This window comes from Streptococcus infantis, assembly GCF_047465035.1.
In the GTDB taxonomy this organism is placed as follows: Bacteria; Bacillota; Bacilli; order Lactobacillales; family Streptococcaceae; genus Streptococcus; species Streptococcus infantis_T.
Genome location: NZ_JASHAQ010000007.1, coordinates 35301 through 53378 on the forward strand (window position 1 = coordinate 35301; position 18078 = coordinate 53378).

The 18078-nt window shown below is 38.7% G+C and carries 19 protein-coding genes and 1 pseudogene; 18 read left to right on the forward strand and 2 right to left on the reverse strand.

Annotation, left to right across the window (positions count from 1 at the left end):
• Window positions 1-13: 13 nt before the first annotated feature.
• The 15 genes and pseudogenes from QM406_RS04560 (at window position 14) to QM406_RS04630 (ending at window position 12631) form a co-directional block, all read left to right on the forward strand.
• Window positions 14-1639, forward strand: coding sequence for a malolactic enzyme (locus QM406_RS04560; RefSeq protein WP_153225461.1), 1626 nt, complete (start codon window positions 14-16; stop codon window positions 1637-1639).
• A 77-nt stretch (window positions 1640-1716) separates the two neighbouring features.
• On the forward strand, window positions 1717-2664 hold the full coding sequence (locus QM406_RS04565) for an AEC family transporter (RefSeq protein ID WP_153225462.1): 948 nt from the start codon (window positions 1717-1719) through the stop codon (window positions 2662-2664).
• A gap of 771 nt (window positions 2665-3435) precedes the next feature.
• Window positions 3436-3696 carry a hypothetical protein gene (locus tag QM406_RS04570; protein ID WP_414273537.1) on the forward strand — a complete coding sequence of 87 codons (261 nt, stop codon included), beginning with the start codon at window positions 3436-3438 and terminating at the stop codon, window positions 3694-3696.
• 25 nt (window positions 3697-3721) lie between these two features.
• Window positions 3722-3928, forward strand: a complete 207-nt coding sequence (locus tag QM406_RS04575) for a hypothetical protein (RefSeq protein ID WP_414273538.1) — start codon at window positions 3722-3724, stop codon at window positions 3926-3928.
• A gap of 173 nt (window positions 3929-4101) precedes the next feature.
• On the forward strand, window positions 4102-4641 hold the full coding sequence (locus tag QM406_RS04580; protein WP_414273539.1) for a T6SS immunity protein Tdi1 domain-containing protein: 540 nt from the start codon (window positions 4102-4104) through the stop codon (window positions 4639-4641).
• 198 nt (window positions 4642-4839) lie between these two features.
• Window positions 4840-5307 carry a hypothetical protein gene (locus tag QM406_RS04585; protein ID WP_414273540.1) on the forward strand — a complete coding sequence of 156 codons (468 nt, stop codon included), beginning with the start codon at window positions 4840-4842 and terminating at the stop codon, window positions 5305-5307.
• A 250-nt stretch (window positions 5308-5557) separates the two neighbouring features.
• Window positions 5558-5875: a hypothetical protein gene (locus QM406_RS04590; protein WP_414273541.1), complete on the forward strand. Its 318-nt coding sequence runs from the start codon at window positions 5558-5560 to the stop codon at window positions 5873-5875.
• A gap of 110 nt (window positions 5876-5985) precedes the next feature.
• Complete coding sequence (locus tag QM406_RS04595) at window positions 5986-6246, forward strand: hypothetical protein (protein WP_281335698.1); 261 nt, start codon at window positions 5986-5988, stop codon at window positions 6244-6246.
• A 64-nt stretch (window positions 6247-6310) separates the two neighbouring features.
• The gene (locus tag QM406_RS04600; protein WP_075231498.1) at window positions 6311-6874 is read left to right on the forward strand and encodes a hypothetical protein; all 564 of its coding nucleotides are present in this window, start codon (window positions 6311-6313) and stop codon (window positions 6872-6874) included.
• Window positions 6875-7282: 408 nt separating this feature from the next.
• Window positions 7283-7794, forward strand: a pseudogene (locus tag QM406_RS04605) (GNAT family N-acetyltransferase).
• Window positions 7795-8454: 660 nt separating this feature from the next.
• On the forward strand, window positions 8455-8904 hold the full coding sequence (locus QM406_RS04610) for a MarR family winged helix-turn-helix transcriptional regulator (protein WP_414273542.1): 450 nt from the start codon (window positions 8455-8457) through the stop codon (window positions 8902-8904).
• 18 nt (window positions 8905-8922) lie between these two features.
• Window positions 8923-9777: an SDR family oxidoreductase gene (locus tag QM406_RS04615; protein ID WP_414273543.1), complete on the forward strand. Its 855-nt coding sequence runs from the start codon at window positions 8923-8925 to the stop codon at window positions 9775-9777.
• Window positions 9770-10498 (forward strand): ABC transporter ATP-binding protein, encoded by a 729-nt coding sequence (locus QM406_RS04620; RefSeq protein ID WP_075231494.1) that lies wholly within the window; start codon window positions 9770-9772, stop codon window positions 10496-10498. The genes QM406_RS04615 and QM406_RS04620 overlap by 8 nt, the downstream gene beginning before the upstream one ends.
• Window positions 10491-12011 carry an ABC transporter permease/substrate-binding protein gene (locus QM406_RS04625; RefSeq protein WP_075231493.1) on the forward strand — a complete coding sequence of 507 codons (1521 nt, stop codon included), beginning with the start codon at window positions 10491-10493 and terminating at the stop codon, window positions 12009-12011. Before QM406_RS04620 ends, QM406_RS04625 begins: the two co-directional genes overlap by 8 nt.
• The gene (locus QM406_RS04630; protein WP_075231492.1) at window positions 12008-12631 is read left to right on the forward strand and encodes an endonuclease III domain-containing protein; all 624 of its coding nucleotides are present in this window, start codon (window positions 12008-12010) and stop codon (window positions 12629-12631) included. Before QM406_RS04625 ends, QM406_RS04630 begins: the two co-directional genes overlap by 4 nt.
• A 186-nt stretch (window positions 12632-12817) precedes the next feature.
• Here QM406_RS04630 and QM406_RS04635 read toward each other — a convergent pair whose 3' ends face one another.
• Window positions 12818-13351 (reverse strand): TetR/AcrR family transcriptional regulator, encoded by a 534-nt coding sequence (locus QM406_RS04635; RefSeq protein WP_075231491.1) that lies wholly within the window; start codon window positions 13349-13351, stop codon window positions 12818-12820.
• A gap of 133 nt (window positions 13352-13484) precedes the next feature.
• Between QM406_RS04635 and QM406_RS04640 the strand changes: the two genes are divergently transcribed.
• On the forward strand, window positions 13485-14384 hold the full coding sequence (locus QM406_RS04640; protein WP_315639822.1) for a cation diffusion facilitator family transporter: 900 nt from the start codon (window positions 13485-13487) through the stop codon (window positions 14382-14384).
• 76 nt (window positions 14385-14460) lie between these two features.
• Window positions 14461-15498 carry a zinc-binding dehydrogenase gene (locus QM406_RS04645; RefSeq protein ID WP_315639821.1) on the forward strand — a complete coding sequence of 346 codons (1038 nt, stop codon included), beginning with the start codon at window positions 14461-14463 and terminating at the stop codon, window positions 15496-15498.
• Window positions 15499-15721: 223 nt separating this feature from the next.
• On the opposite strand, the gene QM406_RS04650 is transcribed toward QM406_RS04645, so the two are convergent.
• Window positions 15722-16723: a LacI family DNA-binding transcriptional regulator gene (locus tag QM406_RS04650; RefSeq protein ID WP_414273544.1), complete on the reverse strand. Its 1002-nt coding sequence runs from the start codon at window positions 16721-16723 to the stop codon at window positions 15722-15724.
• 168 nt (window positions 16724-16891) lie between these two features.
• On the opposite strand from QM406_RS04650, the gene QM406_RS04655 reads away from it, so the two are divergent.
• Window positions 16892-18070, forward strand: a complete 1179-nt coding sequence (locus QM406_RS04655; protein WP_281335686.1) for a galactokinase — start codon at window positions 16892-16894, stop codon at window positions 18068-18070.
• The last annotated feature ends 8 nt before the right edge of the window (window positions 18071-18078 follow it).

The following is an 18078-nucleotide window of genomic DNA, read 5'->3' on the forward strand; positions in this document are numbered from 1 at the left end:
AGGAGGTTGCACTATGACTGCACATGATATTTTAAACAACCCTTTCCTCAATAAAGGTACTGCCTTTACCTTAGAGGAGCGAAAGGAACTAGGTCTTATTGGTTTACTGCCACCGTATGTTCAAACGATTGAAGAGCAAGCGGCGCAAACTTATGCACAAATGCAAACAAAAGCCAATGATTTGGAAAAACGTCTTTTCCTAATGGAAATTTTTAATACCAACCGGACTCTTTTCTATTACCTCTTTTCTCAACATTTGGAGGAATTCAATCCAATTGTATACGATCCAACCATTGCAGATACCATTGAAGGCTATAGTGACCTCTTTGTAGATCCCCAATATGCGGGATATCTTGATATCAATCATCCTGAAAATATTGAAGCCACTTTGAAAAATGCTGCTGGGGATCGCGAGATTCGTCTCATTGTTGTAACAGATGCAGAAGGAATCCTTGGAATCGGTGACTGGGGAACAAATGGTGTCGATATTTCTGTTGGGAAATTGATGGTCTACACGGGTGCTGCTGGAATCGATCCTTCTATGGTCCTTCCTTTAGTTATTGATGCAGGGACTAACCGTGAAGAACTTCGTAACAACCCTAATTACTTAGGAAATCGTCACGAACGGGTTCGCGGAGATCGTTACTACGACTTCATTGACCAATTTGTTCAAACAGCAGAACGTCTCTTTCCTAAACTCTACCTTCACTGGGAAGACTTCGGCCGCTCGAATGCTGCCAATATTCTTGAAAAATACCGGAAACAAATTCCAACTTTTAATGATGATATTCAAGGTACAGGAATCGTTACCTTGGGTGGTATCTTTGGTTCACTAGATATTAGTGGTGAAAAATTAACAGATCAAGTTTATCTCTGCTATGGTGGTGGTACTGCGGGCGCAGGAATTGCCGCTCGTGTTCTTCGTGAAATGGTGAGTGAAGGTCTTTCTGAAGAAGAAGCCTATAAACATTTCTTTATGGTTGATAAACAAGGTCTTCTCTTTGATGACATGGATGACCTGACCCCTGAACAAAAACCGTTTGCTAAGAAACGTGCCGACTTTAGTAACGCAGACAAGTTGACTGACCTGCTTGAAGTAGTGAAGACTGTGAAGCCAACCATTCTTGTAGGAACTTCAACTCAACCTAATACCTTCACTAAAGAAATAGTAGAAGCTATGTGTGAAAATACAGAACGTCCGATGATCTTCCCTTTGTCAAATCCAACCAAACTAGCAGAAGCTAGTGCCAAAGATTTGATTGAATGGTCAGATGGCAAAGCTTTTGTCGCAACAGGAATTCCTGCTGATACAGTTTCTTATAAAGGTGTCGACTATGTGATTGGTCAAGCCAATAATGCCTTGATTTACCCAGGTCTTGGTCTAGGTATGCTGGCTTCTGAAGCAAGTCTTTTGACTGATGAAATGATTGGAGCAGCAGCTCATTCATTGAGTGGTATTGTCAATCCAGGCCAACCAGGAGCTCCTGTCTTGCCACCGTTCAAGTATGTAGCAGATGTTTCTATTAAAGTAGCAGAAGCAGTCGCTAAAAAAGCACAAGAGCAAGGTCTTGCGCGTGCTAAGGAAACAGATATGGCCAAAGCAGTTCGTGATTTGAAGTGGTATCCAGAGTATAAATAATTCACTGCTGCTGTCTATCCTTCGCTAGCGACAGATTTGTATGGGCTGTGGACTTAAGTAATTTAGAAAGGATACCTATGTCACTCTTTTTAACCTCGATTACGAGTATCATTCCGATTATCGCTATCATTGTTTTGGGGTATATTCTTCAGGTGAAGGGATGGTTTGGAGATGCCTTTGGACCTAACCTATCTCGTTTGATCATGAATGTAGCTTTGCCAGCGTCAATCTTTGTGTCAGTAATGAAATACCTAACACTAGATAAACTAATCAGTCTTTCTGGAGGTCTCCTTTATACATTTGTGGCCTTTATCTTGGGCTATATCGTAGCTTATATTGTAGTTATGGTTTTCAAGGTTCGTCCAGGACGGCGAGGAACCATGATTAATACCTTTGTGAATGCCAACACTATTTTTATTGGTTTACCTTTAAACGTTGCTCTTTTTGGGGATCAGGCTCTTCCTTATTTCTTAATTTACTATATCACCAACACGATTTCCACTTGGACATTGGGCGTGTATTTGATGACGAGCGATAGTAAATCGGGTCAAAGCAAGAAGGAAACTAAATTTGATTGGAAGAAATTACTACCAGCCCCGCTTGTAGGTTTTCTTGTGGCTCTGCTATTTTTGATTCTCCGAATCTCTATTCCAGATTTCGCAACGAATACCTTAACCTATGTTGGAAATATCGTCACTCCCCTATCTCTGATTTATATTGGTATCGTTCTTGCAAAGGCAGGTTTGAAAACTATTACTTTTGATAAAGATACAATTGTCACTTTAGTTGGACGCTTTATCCTAGCTCCTCTAATCATGCTTCTTGTATTGAAATTCTTTGCTCCAAATATGGCGACAGTAGAATTTAAGACCTTTATGATTCAGTCCGCTACACCAGCTCTAGCTGTTCTCCCAATCCTTGCTAATCAAGGAAAAGGAGATGTGGAGTTCTCTACGAATGTGGTGACTCTAAGTACGGTTCTATTTATCGTTGTTATTCCAATATTACAAACTTTATTAGGATAAGAAGGAAGAGGATAGGATTGAAAGTTTTGCGTTAAGAAATTTCACTATTATAGATATATAAATTCTTATTTATTGAAATTGAAATCAGAAGAAACTCTTAGGACGTTTCCTATCAAGCGCTTTTGAGCTTTCCTAAAAGCCAGACTTTTCAAACCAGGATTGAAAAAAGCTCGTAAAGCATCACAATTTAGTAAACGTTCTTCGAAAGAATGACTATACTTACAAAGAGCACCTTTCGGGGTGTTCTTTTTTGTACGTTCTTACTAAATTAGCGCAATTGACGCAGTTGTTGCGACTTTAGTCGCTTACAAATGTGGCTGCAAACTGACGAAGTCAGTGGTAACAAAAAATTAATCGATACGATACGATCAGTGTTTACGGATATTTAAGGATTTTCACTTGGTGTCTTTTTAGGGGAGGACTTGACTATGTATGAGAAAGATATTATGATAGTCAGGACGGTAGTTGATTAAGGCAGTGACTGAAGGCCGAAGTAGCCAAATAGTTTGAGTTTCTACGGTTGATTTGCTTATGACGAAGCCGATGGCAGGGGATTTACTAGTCACGAGGCCACGCAAGGATATGATTCCTGTTCAACAACTAGAATTGCCTGGGGCGACTAGTAAACTACTTGCCTTGCTGGTACGATAACTTGTGTTAGCTTTACCAGTGTCTAAAATTACATCTAAATCAGATTTTTATGTATAGAACTTTGCATCAACGTTTTATCATCATATGGATTCTAAGTATGCTGAACAGACAATGAGGACCATGGAAGCCCCTAGAAGTTACATCGGTTTATCTAAATTTGATTTAGCTAGTAAGATGCAAGATGCTTATCAAATATCTCCTGCTTGGAGTAATGTGAAACTTCGTGGAGAGTTCGATATACTTCAGATAATGGATAATGTGTATGTTCCTAAGGAAGCCGGAGATACAGGAAAAGTTTTGGAGCCAATCACATCTTATTATCCCGAATATGGGAAAGGAGACTATCCACAATTGAAAACTAATTCGGTAATTGAATTTTAAAAAGTGGATCTTATAGGTGACTAATATGAATTATGATGATGTTAAAGAAAAATTATGTAATATTATTATTAAATACATTGATAATCCTGAAATACGTTTACAAATGTTAGAGCAAGCAAAGTCTGTTAATACTGTGAGAGGTGTGCTATATAGTTTAGACAAAGAAAAAAACGGAGATTTAACTCAAGAGGAGATTGATTTTTGTAAAGATTTATTTTTTTACTTCGGTTAAAAATAAAATTTTCTAGAGTTTGGGATAGATTCTACGATAATTTCGCTATAGTCTAAAAATATTACAGCAATTACTATTAAAGATAATGTTGTGGATGAAATCGTTAGAACCACACCTTTTGAAGACTTAAATAAAATTTACTTAAATGTTAAATTACAATACTAGGAGAAAAAATGAACTTACAATTTACCAAATTTGCAGCGATGCCAGAAGAAGTCATTGAAAAGTATGCCTCAAAAGTTCCAGACGAATTAGTGGAATTGTGGCAACAATATGGACTGGGATTTTTACTTGATGGTTATCTAAAAATTATCAATCCAGAAGAATATGTAGAATTTGTAGAAGCTACATATTTCAGAGGAACAAATGGAGTTCCATTATTTGTTACTTGTTTTGGGGATATAATTATCTACACTCAGAACGGCTTTATTGATATCATTTATTATGCGAACAATGATTTTGATGTGATGACACAACGGATGGATCATTTTATCAAATTTTTAGATGATGATAGTTTTTTAGAAGATTTTTTTGATATTCCTCTCTATGAAGAAGCGGTTAAGGAGTATGGGAACTTGGATTACAATCAATGCTTTGGTTTTGTTCCTCTTCTTGTACTGGGAGGAAAAAGGGAACTAACCAATATTGACAAGGTTGGCATAAAAGAACATTTAGAACTCATTACCCAGATTACAGGCGGAGTGGGATTTTAGGAGTTGGAATCAAGGATAGTAATCTAGGGGAACTAAACCTACGAGCGCTGGTGATGATTCAAAAGATAATACTTGGTCAAGGGATGATTGTTGGCTACTTCAGATGCTCATACTGGATGAAGTGCTAGAAATTTTAAGTTAGTGTTTGATATGGCTACAAAACCTATTGTCCATTTTAACTTTAGAAGGCGATTATATATGTTTAAAATTACAAAAGAATATGATATGGACTATAGACGATTAGTTTATAGACCAGAAGAATATAGTTTTGATTCCATACCTATAAAAAATTCTGATTACTACATATTATTTGACACACTCCAACTTGGCTTTGATTCAGAAAGCAATGCGTGCGTACAAATTTTTGGATTTTTTCCTCAGGTATTAAAAGCAGAAGAAAGAGATGTTCTCATTCCTAACTCGAATAAAGGGAGTATTATTCTATTATTGGATGAATGTCATTTAGATTTAGGGGATAGTATTCGATTTGTGCAATCAGATAGTTGGGTAAGTTATTATTCACCAAGTAAAGGATATACTTATTTTGGTAAGGAAAAATTATCAGATTCAGTAGAGTATGTTGAGTTTTATCCAGATTGTATTGCAGCGTTAAATGAGAAGGGTGATATAGAAGCTTTTTGGCTAAAGGTGAATTTTGAAGAGTAGTATAATGGCTATTTTAGAATATCTAATGATAAACGATAGCAATTCGTACCTTATTTCATTTATCCAGTAAGTACATCTGATTAGATAGGGACTCAGTTTTGAAATCAATACCTTGTTTGAATCCTCAAAGGAGATTGTTAGTAGTTGAGCGATAGTGACTTGGTGCTAGGATGAACCTTGTAGTTGAGTTTATTTAAAACAAGATTATCTGCAAGTGAAGGCAGAATTCCTTCGACTGGAGGTAAATAAAATGACTTTTGAAGATTTAAGAGAATTCTTACTCTCGATAGCTGAAGAAGATGCTATTATTTCGACTTTATTTTCGTTTTTTATTAAAAATAAAGGATATTCAACTCAGATATTGGAAGAGATTATTTTTTATGGAGTGACAATAGGTTGGTTTGAAATAGTTAGTGTCGAAAATAATGATATTCTCTATACAGATATCGAGTGGAGAATGGATAATGTCTTTCAAGAAGTCGTTTTTTACGATAATAATTTTGCTGTAAAGACTCTATTTACACAAGTAAGTGGAATTCCAGAATTATTCAGGAAATTTATCTTATAAAGAAACAATCTTCATTTGTCAAAGAGAAAAATTTGATAACTTGAATCTCCAGCTTATGCGATAAGGAAGTTCAATATACCCCTAATAAAAATAGAAAGACTAGATGAAGTATGACAGATCAGCAAGCAATATTTTTACAAGAACTAAAAATCATCCAGGAACAAGCTGTAAATATGAATCTCCATCAAAGTGATTTAACTAAAGAAGAACTGCTCTTTAATGTCAGTTATGATACTTTGGTTTTGACGATGGAATTGTTGGATGGCTATCGTAATATGAACTTGGAGCTATCTGATAAAGAGAGCAAGGAAGTTTTAAATGAGAATATACAATTACATGATGGGTTGGTTGATTTTTTGAAGTCATTTTAGTTTAGCTAAGAAGTGACATGTGCTCTAATCTCCATAAAATAGGGAGTGAATAGGAGGAGAGGAAATGGTTGGAGATCTTTTGAAAATCGATAGGATTAAGACGCTATTGCTCGAGAATGGCATTTCTTTGGAACCAGGTCTAAGTGATGAAGAAATACAAAAAGTCGAGACAATCTATGGAATTGAATTTCCTGAGCAGTGGCTGGCAGTTTATCAACAATTGTTGCCTATTTCAGAAGGTTTTTATAACTGGAGAAATTTCTCAGCTGAAAATATAGAACATATAAAACGGAGCCTAGTTGCTCCCTATGATGGAATTTTGGAAAGTTTGGATGAACTGGTGTGGGATGCCTCTTGGGGGAGCGAGCCAACTACACTCTTGGACAGAAATATTCAAATCAGGAAAATGTTAGAAGCAGCACCTCGACTAATCCCCTTATATGGGCATCGTTTTCTCCCTAGTTATGAGAATCAGGAGATGCCGATTTTATCAGTAGTGGATTTAGATATTATTTATTATGGCAAAGACTTATACGATTATTTTGAGATTGAATTTGGGAATAGAGAACTTTCTCAGTCTTTAAAAGACTATAAGCCAGTGCCCTTCTGGACGAGTGACTTTTATTAAATGGTTTTACAAAGATAACTGGTCGCACCCTTGAAAACTTCATCTTACTTTGAAATATGCTAAACCACGATTGGAATTTCTAGATGTCAAGTTAAAGTTTGAGCGGTGACTAAATGGTAGGATAAGCGATGCATTTGTTCTGCCAGGAGCATTGACATAAATTCGAGTTGTACTTGAATCGCTGCGTGTTAGTGCCTCCGAAATAGCTTCCATAGGCCTTCCAGCCTGTTTAGTAAGATGTTGGAATTTATGAGGACCTTGATGGATATTATTTTTCTTCATAGTATCTTGTGTTACAATGTAGATACGATATGAAAAAAATAAAGATATCTCTTTAAATTTTGTAAATGTCACTTTGTGTGAACATGAGTAAATTTGAGTTTAGAGAATGATAGGAGATGGTTTACAATGATAAGTTTAGAGCTGATGTCTGAAGACAATAGTATAGATATCTATTCTTTTGAAAAAGAAAATCGGGAGTATTTTGAGCGAAGTTTACCTCCTAGACCAGCTCACTATTTTGACTTAGAAGGTTTTAAAGAAATTACAAGGGAATTGTTAAGGGAACAAGAGAATCATGATGTCTACATGCATCTTATTAGAGACGCACAAGGCATTATGGTTGGAAGAATCAATTTAAGTGTTTTAGGGAAGGATAAAAAATAGCAGAACTTGGATATAGGATTGGAGAAAATGTTACCAATTTAGGTTATGCAAGCGAAGCAGTTAAACTCGTTTTAGAAAAGGCCTTTACTACTTATGGTTTACATAAGATTATCGCAGGGACGGCAAGGGACAATCAGGCCTCTCAGATAGTGCTTTTAAAAAATGGTTTCACCTTTAGTAAAATCATAGAAAATGACTTTCAAATGAATAACGAGTGGATTCATACGGCAGTATTTGAGATAAGGAATCTATAGCATCATCATTCCCAATAGTCTGCTAAACCTCAACATTCCTAGTAGACATTCGTCTGCTTTTATACGGAAAATATAGTAGAATGAATCTAGAACAGTACACCAAGGCTGCTAAAAATGTTTTAGAATCTATATTGTATTACTCTAAGTTCAATCCGCTATAGCATTCTTTGTTCTTGTTTTTAGTTCTCTATCGTCATGATTACAAGCCAATTTGTATCTATAATACTTCTTTATTAGCCTTGTTTCTTGTCAAACTTTTTAATCCTCAGATCAAGACGAATATCTTATCAGCTAGTTTTGCTAGGGGATTTAATATTCTATTGAATACATCAATTGTCTGTTATCTTTACTTTCCTGAGTTAAAAACTCTTAGTTTTAGTCTTTTCTTATTCTTTTGTTTACTATATTTTATAAAAATTTTTATCATTCCTTTATGTTTGGTTTCTAGTCAAAATTCTAAGTATGATCCTTATCTAGTCCATAGTAATTTCTTTAAGAGGAATGCTTCATATGTGATGTATGTTTAATTTTATAAAAATGCTGACTTTCTACTTTTTGGTAGGAAGTTTTTTATTATTTCCATATCGAAATAGTTGACAGATGTAATTTAGGGTGTTACAATAATTAAAAAGTTCGATATAGAACAAAAAAGGAGACAAAATGGACAAGATGTTAGGAGGCTACCAAGCTCTACAGATTCGATTGTTAAACGGGCGTATCTTTCAAAAACTCTTGAGCAATGAACCAGATGCTCAATACAGAAGTGAACAGGGAAAAATTTTAACGATTTTGTGGAAGCAAGAGTCAGGGTGCGCTACAGCGACCGATATCGCTCTTGCGACGGGTCTAGCCAATAATACATTGACCAGTATGGTTAAGAAATTGGAAGAACAAGGCTTGGTCACGATTCAACCTTGCACACAAGATAAAAGGAAAAAATATATCTCTTTGACAGACCTCGGTTGGGCGCAAAAAGAAATTGGAGACCGTGTTAGTAAAGAATTGGGTGAAATTTTCTACCAAAGCTTTTCGGATCAAGAAATCCAAGAATTTGAAGCTTATCAAGAGCGAATTATCTCCAATCTAAAAGCTAAAGAAAATGATATGTAGGGAAAGGAAGTAACAGTTATGATTGGAATAACAGGTGTAACAGGGAAATTAGGCTCTTATGTGGCTGATCTTGTCGATCAGCAAAGAATTGCTTCTATCCATCTGGCAAGAAGCCCAGAACGTGCAAAAGTCTACGCGTCAGCGGAAATTCGTAAGATGGTGTATGCCAATACTCCAGAGGTGGTTGAGGCCTTAAAGGGTATCGATACCTTGTTGATGGTATCTGCTCGGGAAAATCCAGAGCGTGTCAAGGAGCACAAGGAGTTTTTAGATGCTGCAAAACTAGCAGGGGTGCAGCATATTGTTTATACCTCCTTTTATGGGGCAGATGAGAAGGCAACTTTTACCTTGTCTCGAGATCATGCCCAGACGGAAGCCTATATCAAGGAGTTAGGGTTCACCTACACTTTTTTGAGAGATAATTTTTACTTGGACTTTCTGATTGATATGGCGCTTGAAAATGGAGAGATTCGTGGTCCGGCTAGCAGTGGCCTTGTGTCAGCTGTTGCCCGTAAGGATACATCTAGGGTTGCAGCAAAGATTCTTTTAAATCCTAAGGAGTGGGAAAATCAAAGCTTGAATCTGACAGGGCCTGAGAATCTTTCTATGAAAAAAATCGTAGCGCTTCTCTCAAAGGAGACCGGTAAGGCCATCATGTATGTAGATGAATCAGTAGAAGAAGCCTATGAGTCACGGGAAAAATGGCCAGCACAAACTTGGGAGTACGATGCCTGGGTCAGCACCTATACAGCGATTAAAGCTGGCGAACAGGCTGGGGTTTCAACAGATATCGAAAAAGTCTTAGGGCATCCAGCAAGCAGCCTATTGGATATTATTAGAGACAGAAAACTTATTGAGGAAGAACATGATTGAATACAAACATGTAGCCTTGCGCTACACGGATAAAAACATTTTAAAAGATGTCAATCTCCGCATTGAAAATGGAGAATTCATGGTGCTAGTGGGTCCTTCAGGATCTGGTAAGACCACCATGATCAAGATGATTAACCGTCTCTTGGAGCCAACGGATGGTAATATCTATATGGATGGGAAACGCATCAAAGACTATGACGAACGGGAGTTACGTCTCAGTACCGGCTATGTCCTTCAAGCTATTGCCCTATTTCCAAATTTAACAGTTGCTGAAAATATAGCATTGATTCCTGAGATGAAGGGTTGGAGCAAGGAACAAATCTCCTCTAAAACAGAAGAACTCTTGGACAAGGTGGGTCTGCCTGCTGCAGAGTATGCAAAGCGCATACCTAGTGAGTTATCTGGTGGGGAGCAACAGCGGATTGGGATTGTGCGGGCTATCATTGGGGAACCAAAAATCTTGCTGATGGATGAGCCTTTCTCTGCTCTCGATGCCATTTCTCGCAAGCAGTTGCAGGCTCTTACCAAAGATTTGCACAAAGAATTCGGCATGACTACCATCTTCGTTACTCATGATACGGATGAGGCTTTAAAATTAGGGGATCGAATTGCAGTTTTACAAGATGGAGAAATTCGCCAGGTCGCAGAACCTGAAACAATTTTACAAGCGCCTGCGACAGACTTTGTAGCGAACTTGTTTGGAGGTAGCCTTCATGTCTAATTTCATTTCAACCTTTCAGGAGCGATTTAGTGAATGGGTAACAGCTCTGGGTCAACACTTACAATTATCGCTTTTGACCTTATTGGTTGCTATTTTTCTGACCATCCCACTTGCGGTTTATCTAAATGGTCATAAAAAAGCAGCGACCTGGGTGCTGCAAGTTGCGGGTATTTTTCAGACCATTCCTTCAATGGCCTTGTTGGGGCTCTTTATTCCTTTCATGGGGATTGGAACCTTACCAGCTCTCACAGCCCTTGTCATTTACGCTATTTTCCCGATTTTAGAAAATACAATCACAGCCCTGAATGGTATTGATCCTAGTCTTGAGGAGGCAGGGATTGCTTTTGGGATGACCAAGTGGGAGCGACTTAAGAAGTTTGAAATTCCACTGGCCATGCCCGTCATTGTATCGGGGGTTCGTACAGCAACCGTTATGATCATTGGGACAGCGACTTTAGCCGCTCTTGTTGGAGCTGGAGGATTGGGATCCTTTATCCTTTTGGGAATTGATCGTCGGAATGCTAGTCTGATTTTAATCGGGGCTATTTCATCGGCTATCTTGGCCATTCTTTTCAATGTCATTCTCAAATGGTTGGAAAAGGCAAAGTTGCGTACGATTGTTGCAGCCTTTGCGGTGATGCTCCTTGGTTTGGGAGTTAGTTATGCTCCAAGCATGATTCCTCAGACAGAAAAAGAAAATCTAGTCATAGCTGGGAAATTGGGGCCTGAGCCTGAAATTCTCATGAATATGTACAAGCTTCTCATTGAGGAAAATACGGATATGACGGTGACGGTCAAGCCTAACTTTGGGAAGACAGATTTCCTTTATCAAGCGCTGAAAAAGGGTGATATCGATATCTATCCAGAATTTTCTGGAACAGTGACAGAGAGTCTCCTCCAACCATCTCCACAAATTGGGCATGACCCAGAAAAGGTTTACGAGGTGGCTCGTGATGGCATTGCCAAACAGGATCAACTAGCCTTTCTTAAACCCATGGCTTATCAAAACACTTATGCTATAGCAGTTCCCAAAAAAATTGCGCAAGAATATGGACTTAAGACGATTTCAGACTTGAAAAAAGTGGAAGGACAGCTCAAGGCAGGATTCACTCTAGAGTTTAACGATCGTGAGGATGGAAACAAGGGCTTGCAGTCTGTTTATGGATTGAATCTCAATGTGGCAACCATGGAGCCAGCCCTTCGCTACCAAGCCATCCAGTCAGGGGACATTCAAATTACAGATGCTTACTCGACAGATGCTGAAATTGCTCGTTATGATTTAGTGGTTTTGGAGGATGATAAACAACTCTTCCCTCCATACCAAGGCGCTCCACTGATGAAAGCTAAATTACTCGAAAAACATCCTGAGTTGGAAGCAGTCCTCAATAAACTAGCTGGTAAAATCACCGAGAGCCAGATGAGTCAGATGAACTATCAGGTTGGTATTGATGGTAAGGATGCTTATACTGTTGCACATGATTTCTTGGTGGAACAGGGATTATTGAAGAAATGATGAGGCAAGAAGAAATACAAGAGACTCTTTTGCGACTCTGTAAGCACTATGGAGAACAAAATTGGTGGCAATCGGATAACAAGCTTGAAGATCTGGTATCGACTATTCTTATCCAGCGAACATCTGAGAAAAATGCTAAGTTGGCTTTAGCTGGTCTTATGGATGTCATGACAGTAGAGGGTATCCTAGGGTTATCACTAGAAGATTTACAGGAACGTATTCGACCTGCTGGATTTTTTAAGCAAAAGTCTCAAACGATTAGGGGACTTCTAATCTGGCTAAGAGAAAATGGTGGTTTTGAGGTTCTTGCTAGGATTGGAACAGAAGATTTACGGAAGCAACTTTTGGAGTTAAAAGGGATTGGACCAGAGACTGCAGATGCACTTTTACTATATCTTTTTGATCGTTCAGTTTTTATTTCGGACGAATATGCTAGAAGACTTTTTCGACGATTAGGATTTGGAAATTTTGATACCTATAATGAAATGCATGCTGTTTATTGTAATGTATTGGAAGGACTCACTCTCAAACAATGCCAAGAGATTCATGCTGTTATTGATGAACATGGGAAAGCTTTTAGCAAAAGTAAAGGCCAGTTAGACGAAAGTTGGTTACGATAAAAAAATTCTAAGGCTCCTTGTCTTAGAATTTTTTTAGTTAATGTACTTGCTTAAAAAATCATAATTTGATCAGATTACTAAATAGAAAGTAGAGGCAAAATATTCATGGTGAATGGAATATTTGAATGATAGAATGTTGACAGGTATTTTTCTTTTGAGTGGATATGAAATCTATAGTTGTGTTTGCTACTTCATCCCCATGACGTCTAAGTAAAATCTCACTACTTGATCCTCCGTGTAAGATTTCCCCTTTTTCAGCCACCAGGTCAATGTTTCGATAAAGTTAGTTACAACATAGTGTTTGAGATAAGAAGCAGGAATATTAGGATAGGAAACTTGCAAGTCCTCTGCGACCATAGGATAAACATGGTGTTCCAATTCTTTCTGCAATTGACGGAGGAAGTAGTCGTTTTTAGAGAAAAGAAGACTGGTGACGTGGTCCTGATTTTTCTTAAAATGTGAAAAGATATGTGTCAAGTAAGCATTTGTAGTTATATTTTCCTCACGTTCAAAAAGATGATGAAAGAGATAACGGCAGAGCTCGTCTAGGAGTAATTCCTTGCTCTCATAGTGACTGTAGAAGGTGGAACGACCGACATCTGCTAGGTCAATAATCTCCTGAACAGTGATGGATTCAAAATTTTTTTGATTTAGTAATTGTAAAAAAGCAGTATAAATAGCTTTTCGAGTCTTGGTAATGCGACGATCTTGAGCAGTCATATGGACACTTTGAACAAACTGTTCATTAACTTACAAAGTAAACAGTTTGCCCCTATCCTTTCTTTTCGGAGTAAGAGATAATACTAGTAAAGGAAATAATTATACTACAATTATACCAAAGGAGGATGGGAAAATGTCAACGAAAGGTGCTGTTTGGTTAGCTTTTTTCTTAAATTTGAGTTATGCCATTATTGAGTTTATCGCAGGAGGGATTTTTGGTTCTAGTGCTGTGCTTGCTGACTCCGTTCATGACTTGGGAGATGCAATCGCAATTGGGGTATCAGCCTTTCTAGAAACAGTCTCTAATCGTGAAGAAGACAGCCACTATACCTTGGGCTATAAGCGCTTTAGCCTCTTGGGGGCCATGGTAACGGCTGTGATTCTAATAACAGGGTCTGTTCTCGTTATTTTAGAAAATATAACGAAACTCTTTAATCCACAACCGGTCAACGATGAGGGAATCTTATGGTTAGGAATCATTGCTGTTAGCATTAATGTGCTGGCAAGTCTAGTAGTTCGTAAAGGAAAAACCAAGAATGAGTCTATTCTGAGTCTTCATTTTCTGGAAGATACTTTGGGTTGGGTGGCCGTCATCCTAATGGCCATTGTTCTGCGATTTACCGACTGGTATATTCTGGATCCGCTCTTATCTCTTGTCATTTCCTTCTTCATTCTGTTAAAGGCTATTCCACGTTTTTGGTCTACTCTCAAGATTTTCTTGGATGCTGTGCCAGAAGGAGTGGATATCCATCAAGTAAAGAGTGATTTGGAGCAACTGGACCACATAGCTAGTATCAATCAGCTCAATCTCTGGACCATGGATGGTTTGGAGAAAAATGCTATTGTCCATGTTTGTCTAAAAGAAATTGAACAGATGGAGCTTTGCAAGGAATCGATTCGAACCCTACTCAAAGATTGTGGTTTCCAAAATATCACCATTGAGGTTGATGCAGACCTAGAAACTCACCAAGCCCATAAGCGAAAGGTCGAAGAGTTGGAAGTAGATAAAAGTCATGAACATCATCATCATTAATGAGACGTAGTATAAATGAGCGAAAGTTTGCTAAAAAGTGTATACTAAAGGTAGTTAGATACAGAGAGGAAATTTTATGAAATCAGCAGTTTATACTAAGGCAGGTCAGATTGGTATTGAAGAAGTCAAGCGTCCAAGTATTCAAGAATCAGATGATGTTATTATCCGTGTAGTTCGTGCTTGCGTTTGTGGTTCAGACCTTTGGAGCTATCGTAATCCAGATATCAAAGCGGGTCATAAAAATAGTGGACACGAAGCGATTGGAATCGTTGAAGAAACTGGAGAAGCCATTACAACGGTCAAGCCCGGTGATTTTGTGATTGTACCATTTACTCATGGTTGTGGGGAGTGTGATGCCTGTCGTGCAGGATTTGATGGTTCTTGTGACAATCATATCGGAAATAACCTAGGAGGGAATTTCCAAGCTGAATACCTCCGCTTCCACTATGCCAATTGGGCACTTGTTAAAATCCCTGGACAACCGTCTGACTACACAGAAGGGATGCTTAAATCTCTCTTGACTCTAGCTGATGTCATGCCGACAGGCTATCATGCAGCGCGTGTGGCAGATGTGAAACCAGGGGATAAAGTTGTCGTTATTGGCGATGGGGCTGTTGGGCAATGTGCTGTCATCGCAGCTAAAATGCGTGGCGCTTCACAAATTATCCTCATGAGTCGTCACGAAGATCGTCAAAAAATGGCCTTGGAATCAGGAGCGACAGCTGTTGTAGCTGAACGAGGAGAAGAAGGCATTGCCAAGGTGCGAGAAATTCTCGGTGGTGGAGCAGACGCCGCTCTTGAGTGCGTCGGTACTGAAGCGGCTGTTGAGCAAGCACTGGGTGTCCTTCATAATGGCGGTCGCATGGGATTTGTAGGAGTTCCACATTATAAGAATCGTGCTCTTGGTTCAACCTTTATGCAAAATATCTCTGTTGCAGGTGGAGCAGCTTCTGCGACAACATACGATAAGCAATTCTTGCTTAAAGCTGTCCTTGATGGTGAGATCAATCCAGGCCGTGTCTTTACTTCAAGCTATAAACTGAAAGATATTGACAAAGCATATAAGGCTATGGATGAACGTAAGACCATTAAGTCTATGATTGTGATGGATTAATACTCTTCGAAAATCTCTTCAAACCACGTCAGCTCTATCTGCAACCTCAAAACAGTGTTTTGAGCTGACTTCGTCAGTCTTATCTACAACCTCAAAGCAGTGCTTTGAGCAACCTGCGGCTAGCTTCCTAGTTTGCTCTTTGATTTTCATTGAGTATAAAAAGAAAAACCTAATAGAGATTTGAGAATCTCTATTAGGTTTTTTTTATGTTCAGTTGTTGTGCTTAATGCAAGGTACTTTCTCTGAGAGTTAGTTTGGTTCCTAGCATGGTCAGACTTGGAATTTTACGGCCGTGAAGGACTTCTCTGTTCAAAATATCCATTCCTGTGCGTCCCATTTCTTCGGTGTAGACGGTAATACTGGAAAGTGGAGGGAACACTTGCTTGGTTAGAATAGTATCGTTAAAGGAAATAATGCTGACGCGCTCTGGTATGCTTATGCTGGCTTCTTGAAGAGCGCGAAGAGCACCGATTGCCAAACTATCACTAGCTGCAAAAAAGGCTTGTGGAAGGTTATCTCCTAATTTTTCGATAGCCTCTTTCATCAAGTCGTATCCAGATTGGGCAGTAAATAGCCCTTGGAAAATGAATTTCTCGTTATAAATTCCCTTTTCTTGTGTATAGGATTTAAAGTAATCTAAGCGTTTATCTGAGATAACTTCTTCATGGTCAGTAGTAGTTTCAAGACCGGATAGGATACCAATCTTTTTAAGCCCATGATCTGTAAAGTAATCAACCACCTGTCTAACCGCATTATAGAAATCCGTAATGACACAGGTATGACCAAGGGCAATCGTATCACTGTCAAGGAAAACTAGAGGTTTGTGATATTCTTCAAACGAGGCAATCTGTGCTTGGCTAAATTTCCCGATACAAAGAATCCCAATGACTTCTTCGCTAAGCGTAAAAGGCTGGTCATTAAAATAGCGCAAGATGTCGTAATCTAATTCTTGAGCTCTTTTTTCAATTCCAAGACGGATCTGGTAGTAGTAGAGATCCTCTAATTCTCCTTGTTCGCTCACCCACTGGATGATAGCAATTTTTTGTTTGAGTTTATGACTTTCGCATGTTTTGAGATGTTTTGTATACCCTAGTTCTTCTGCGACGGTTAAGATACGATGTCGAGTTTCTTCTGTAACAGATAGGCTCTGATCGCGATTGAGAACGCGGGATACAGTTGCGATCGAGACAGAGGCTAGCTGAGCGATATCTTTGAGTGTAGCCATAATTCCCCTCCTTTTTAGGTTATTATAGCATATTTTTGTTGCTTTTTACCTATAGTTTAGTAAAATATAGGTAAAAATGTTGACCAAAGTAAAACCCTTGGGTACAATAGAAGAAAACGATTACAGGTTAAGTTTTTTTACCTAACAATTCGTCAAAGGAGAATTCATATGACACAACATCTTACTGCTGATGCACTTCGCAAGGACTTTCTTGCTGTTTTTGGTCAAGAAGCTGATCAAACCTTCTTTTCACCAGGCCGTATCAACTTGATTGGGGAGCATACTGACTACAACGGTGGGCATGTTTTCCCAGCAGCTATTTCATTAGGAACTTACGGAGCTGCACGCAAGCGAGATGACCAAGTGTTGCGTTTTTACTCAGCAAACTTTGAGGATAAAGGAATTATCGAAGTTCCTCTAGCTGACCTTAAATTTGAGAAAGAGCACAACTGGACTAACTATCCAAAAGGTGTTCTTCATTTCTTGCAAGAAGCTGGCCATGTGATTGATAAAGGTTTTGATTTCTATGTATTTGGAAATATCCCAAATGGTGCAGGTTTGTCTTCTTCTGCATCTTTGGAGCTTTTGACTGGTGTCGTGGCAGAATACCTCTTTGACCTAAAATTGGACCGTTTAGATTTAGTAAAAATCGGAAAATTGACAGAGAACAACTTTATTGGGGTTAATTCTGGTATCATGGACCAATTTGCTATCGGTATGGGGGCAGACCAACGTGCCATTTATCTGGATACAAATAGTTTAGAATATGACTTGGTTCCCCTTGATTTGAAGGACAATGTTGTTGTTATCATGAACACTAACAAACGACGTGAACTTGCGGATTCTAAGTACAATGAACGTCGTGCTGAATGTGAAAAAGCAGTAGAAGAACTCCAAGTGGCCTTGGACATTCAAACCTTGGGTGAATTGGATGAGTGGGCTTTTGATGAATATAGTTACCTCATCAAAGACGAAAATCGTTTGAAACGTGCGCGTCATGCAGTTCTTGAAAACCAACGTACGCTTAAAGCGCAAGCGGCTCTTCAAGCAGGAGATTTAGACAAGTTTGGTCGTTTGATGAATGCTTCTCATGTTTCACTTGAGCATGACTACGAAGTAACTGGCTTGGAATTAGATACCCTTGTTCATACAGCTTGGGCTCAAGAAGGTGTTCTCGGTGCTCGTATGACAGGAGCAGGTTTTGGTGGTTGTGCCATTGCCTTGGTTCAAAAGGATGCTGTTGAGGCCTTTAAGGAAGCTGTTGGCAAGCACTACGAGGAAGTCGTTGGATACGCTCCAAGCTTCTATATCGCTGAAGTTGCAGGTGGAACTCGCGTTCTTGATTAGTCAAAAGG

What these genes read in the sequence shown, in the direction of transcription:
- QM406_RS04575 (WP_414273538.1), top strand. Translation starts at nt 3,722, where the DNA reads ATGAATTATGATGATGTTAAAGAAAAATTATGTAATATTATTATTAAA.
- QM406_RS04620 (WP_075231494.1), top strand. Translation starts at nt 9,770, where the DNA reads ATGATTGAATACAAACATGTAGCCTTGCGCTACACGGATAAAAACATT.
- QM406_RS04595 (WP_281335698.1), top strand. Translation starts at nt 5,986, where the DNA reads ATGACAGATCAGCAAGCAATATTTTTACAAGAACTAAAAATCATCCAG.
- QM406_RS04625 (WP_075231493.1), top strand. Translation starts at nt 10,491, where the DNA reads ATGTCTAATTTCATTTCAACCTTTCAGGAGCGATTTAGTGAATGGGTA.
- QM406_RS04615 (WP_414273543.1), top strand. Translation starts at nt 8,923, where the DNA reads ATGATTGGAATAACAGGTGTAACAGGGAAATTAGGCTCTTATGTGGCT.
- QM406_RS04560 (WP_153225461.1), top strand. Translation starts at nt 14, where the DNA reads ATGACTGCACATGATATTTTAAACAACCCTTTCCTCAATAAAGGTACT.
- QM406_RS04570 (WP_414273537.1), top strand. Translation starts at nt 3,436, where the DNA reads ATGGAAGCCCCTAGAAGTTACATCGGTTTATCTAAATTTGATTTAGCT.
- QM406_RS04635 (WP_075231491.1), bottom strand. Translation starts at nt 13,351, where the DNA reads ATGACTGCTCAAGATCGTCGCATTACCAAGACTCGAAAAGCTATTTAT.
- QM406_RS04590 (WP_414273541.1), top strand. Translation starts at nt 5,558, where the DNA reads ATGACTTTTGAAGATTTAAGAGAATTCTTACTCTCGATAGCTGAAGAA.
- QM406_RS04640 (WP_315639822.1), top strand. Translation starts at nt 13,485, where the DNA reads ATGTCAACGAAAGGTGCTGTTTGGTTAGCTTTTTTCTTAAATTTGAGT.
- QM406_RS04610 (WP_414273542.1), top strand. Translation starts at nt 8,455, where the DNA reads ATGGACAAGATGTTAGGAGGCTACCAAGCTCTACAGATTCGATTGTTA.
- QM406_RS04580 (WP_414273539.1), top strand. Translation starts at nt 4,102, where the DNA reads ATGAACTTACAATTTACCAAATTTGCAGCGATGCCAGAAGAAGTCATT.
- QM406_RS04600 (WP_075231498.1), top strand. Translation starts at nt 6,311, where the DNA reads ATGGTTGGAGATCTTTTGAAAATCGATAGGATTAAGACGCTATTGCTC.
- QM406_RS04630 (WP_075231492.1), top strand. Translation starts at nt 12,008, where the DNA reads ATGATGAGGCAAGAAGAAATACAAGAGACTCTTTTGCGACTCTGTAAG.
- QM406_RS04585 (WP_414273540.1), top strand. Translation starts at nt 4,840, where the DNA reads ATGTTTAAAATTACAAAAGAATATGATATGGACTATAGACGATTAGTT.
- QM406_RS04655 (WP_281335686.1), top strand. Translation starts at nt 16,892, where the DNA reads ATGACACAACATCTTACTGCTGATGCACTTCGCAAGGACTTTCTTGCT.
- QM406_RS04650 (WP_414273544.1), bottom strand. Translation starts at nt 16,723, where the DNA reads ATGGCTACACTCAAAGATATCGCTCAGCTAGCCTCTGTCTCGATCGCA.
- QM406_RS04645 (WP_315639821.1), top strand. Translation starts at nt 14,461, where the DNA reads ATGAAATCAGCAGTTTATACTAAGGCAGGTCAGATTGGTATTGAAGAA.
- QM406_RS04565 (WP_153225462.1), top strand. Translation starts at nt 1,717, where the DNA reads ATGTCACTCTTTTTAACCTCGATTACGAGTATCATTCCGATTATCGCT.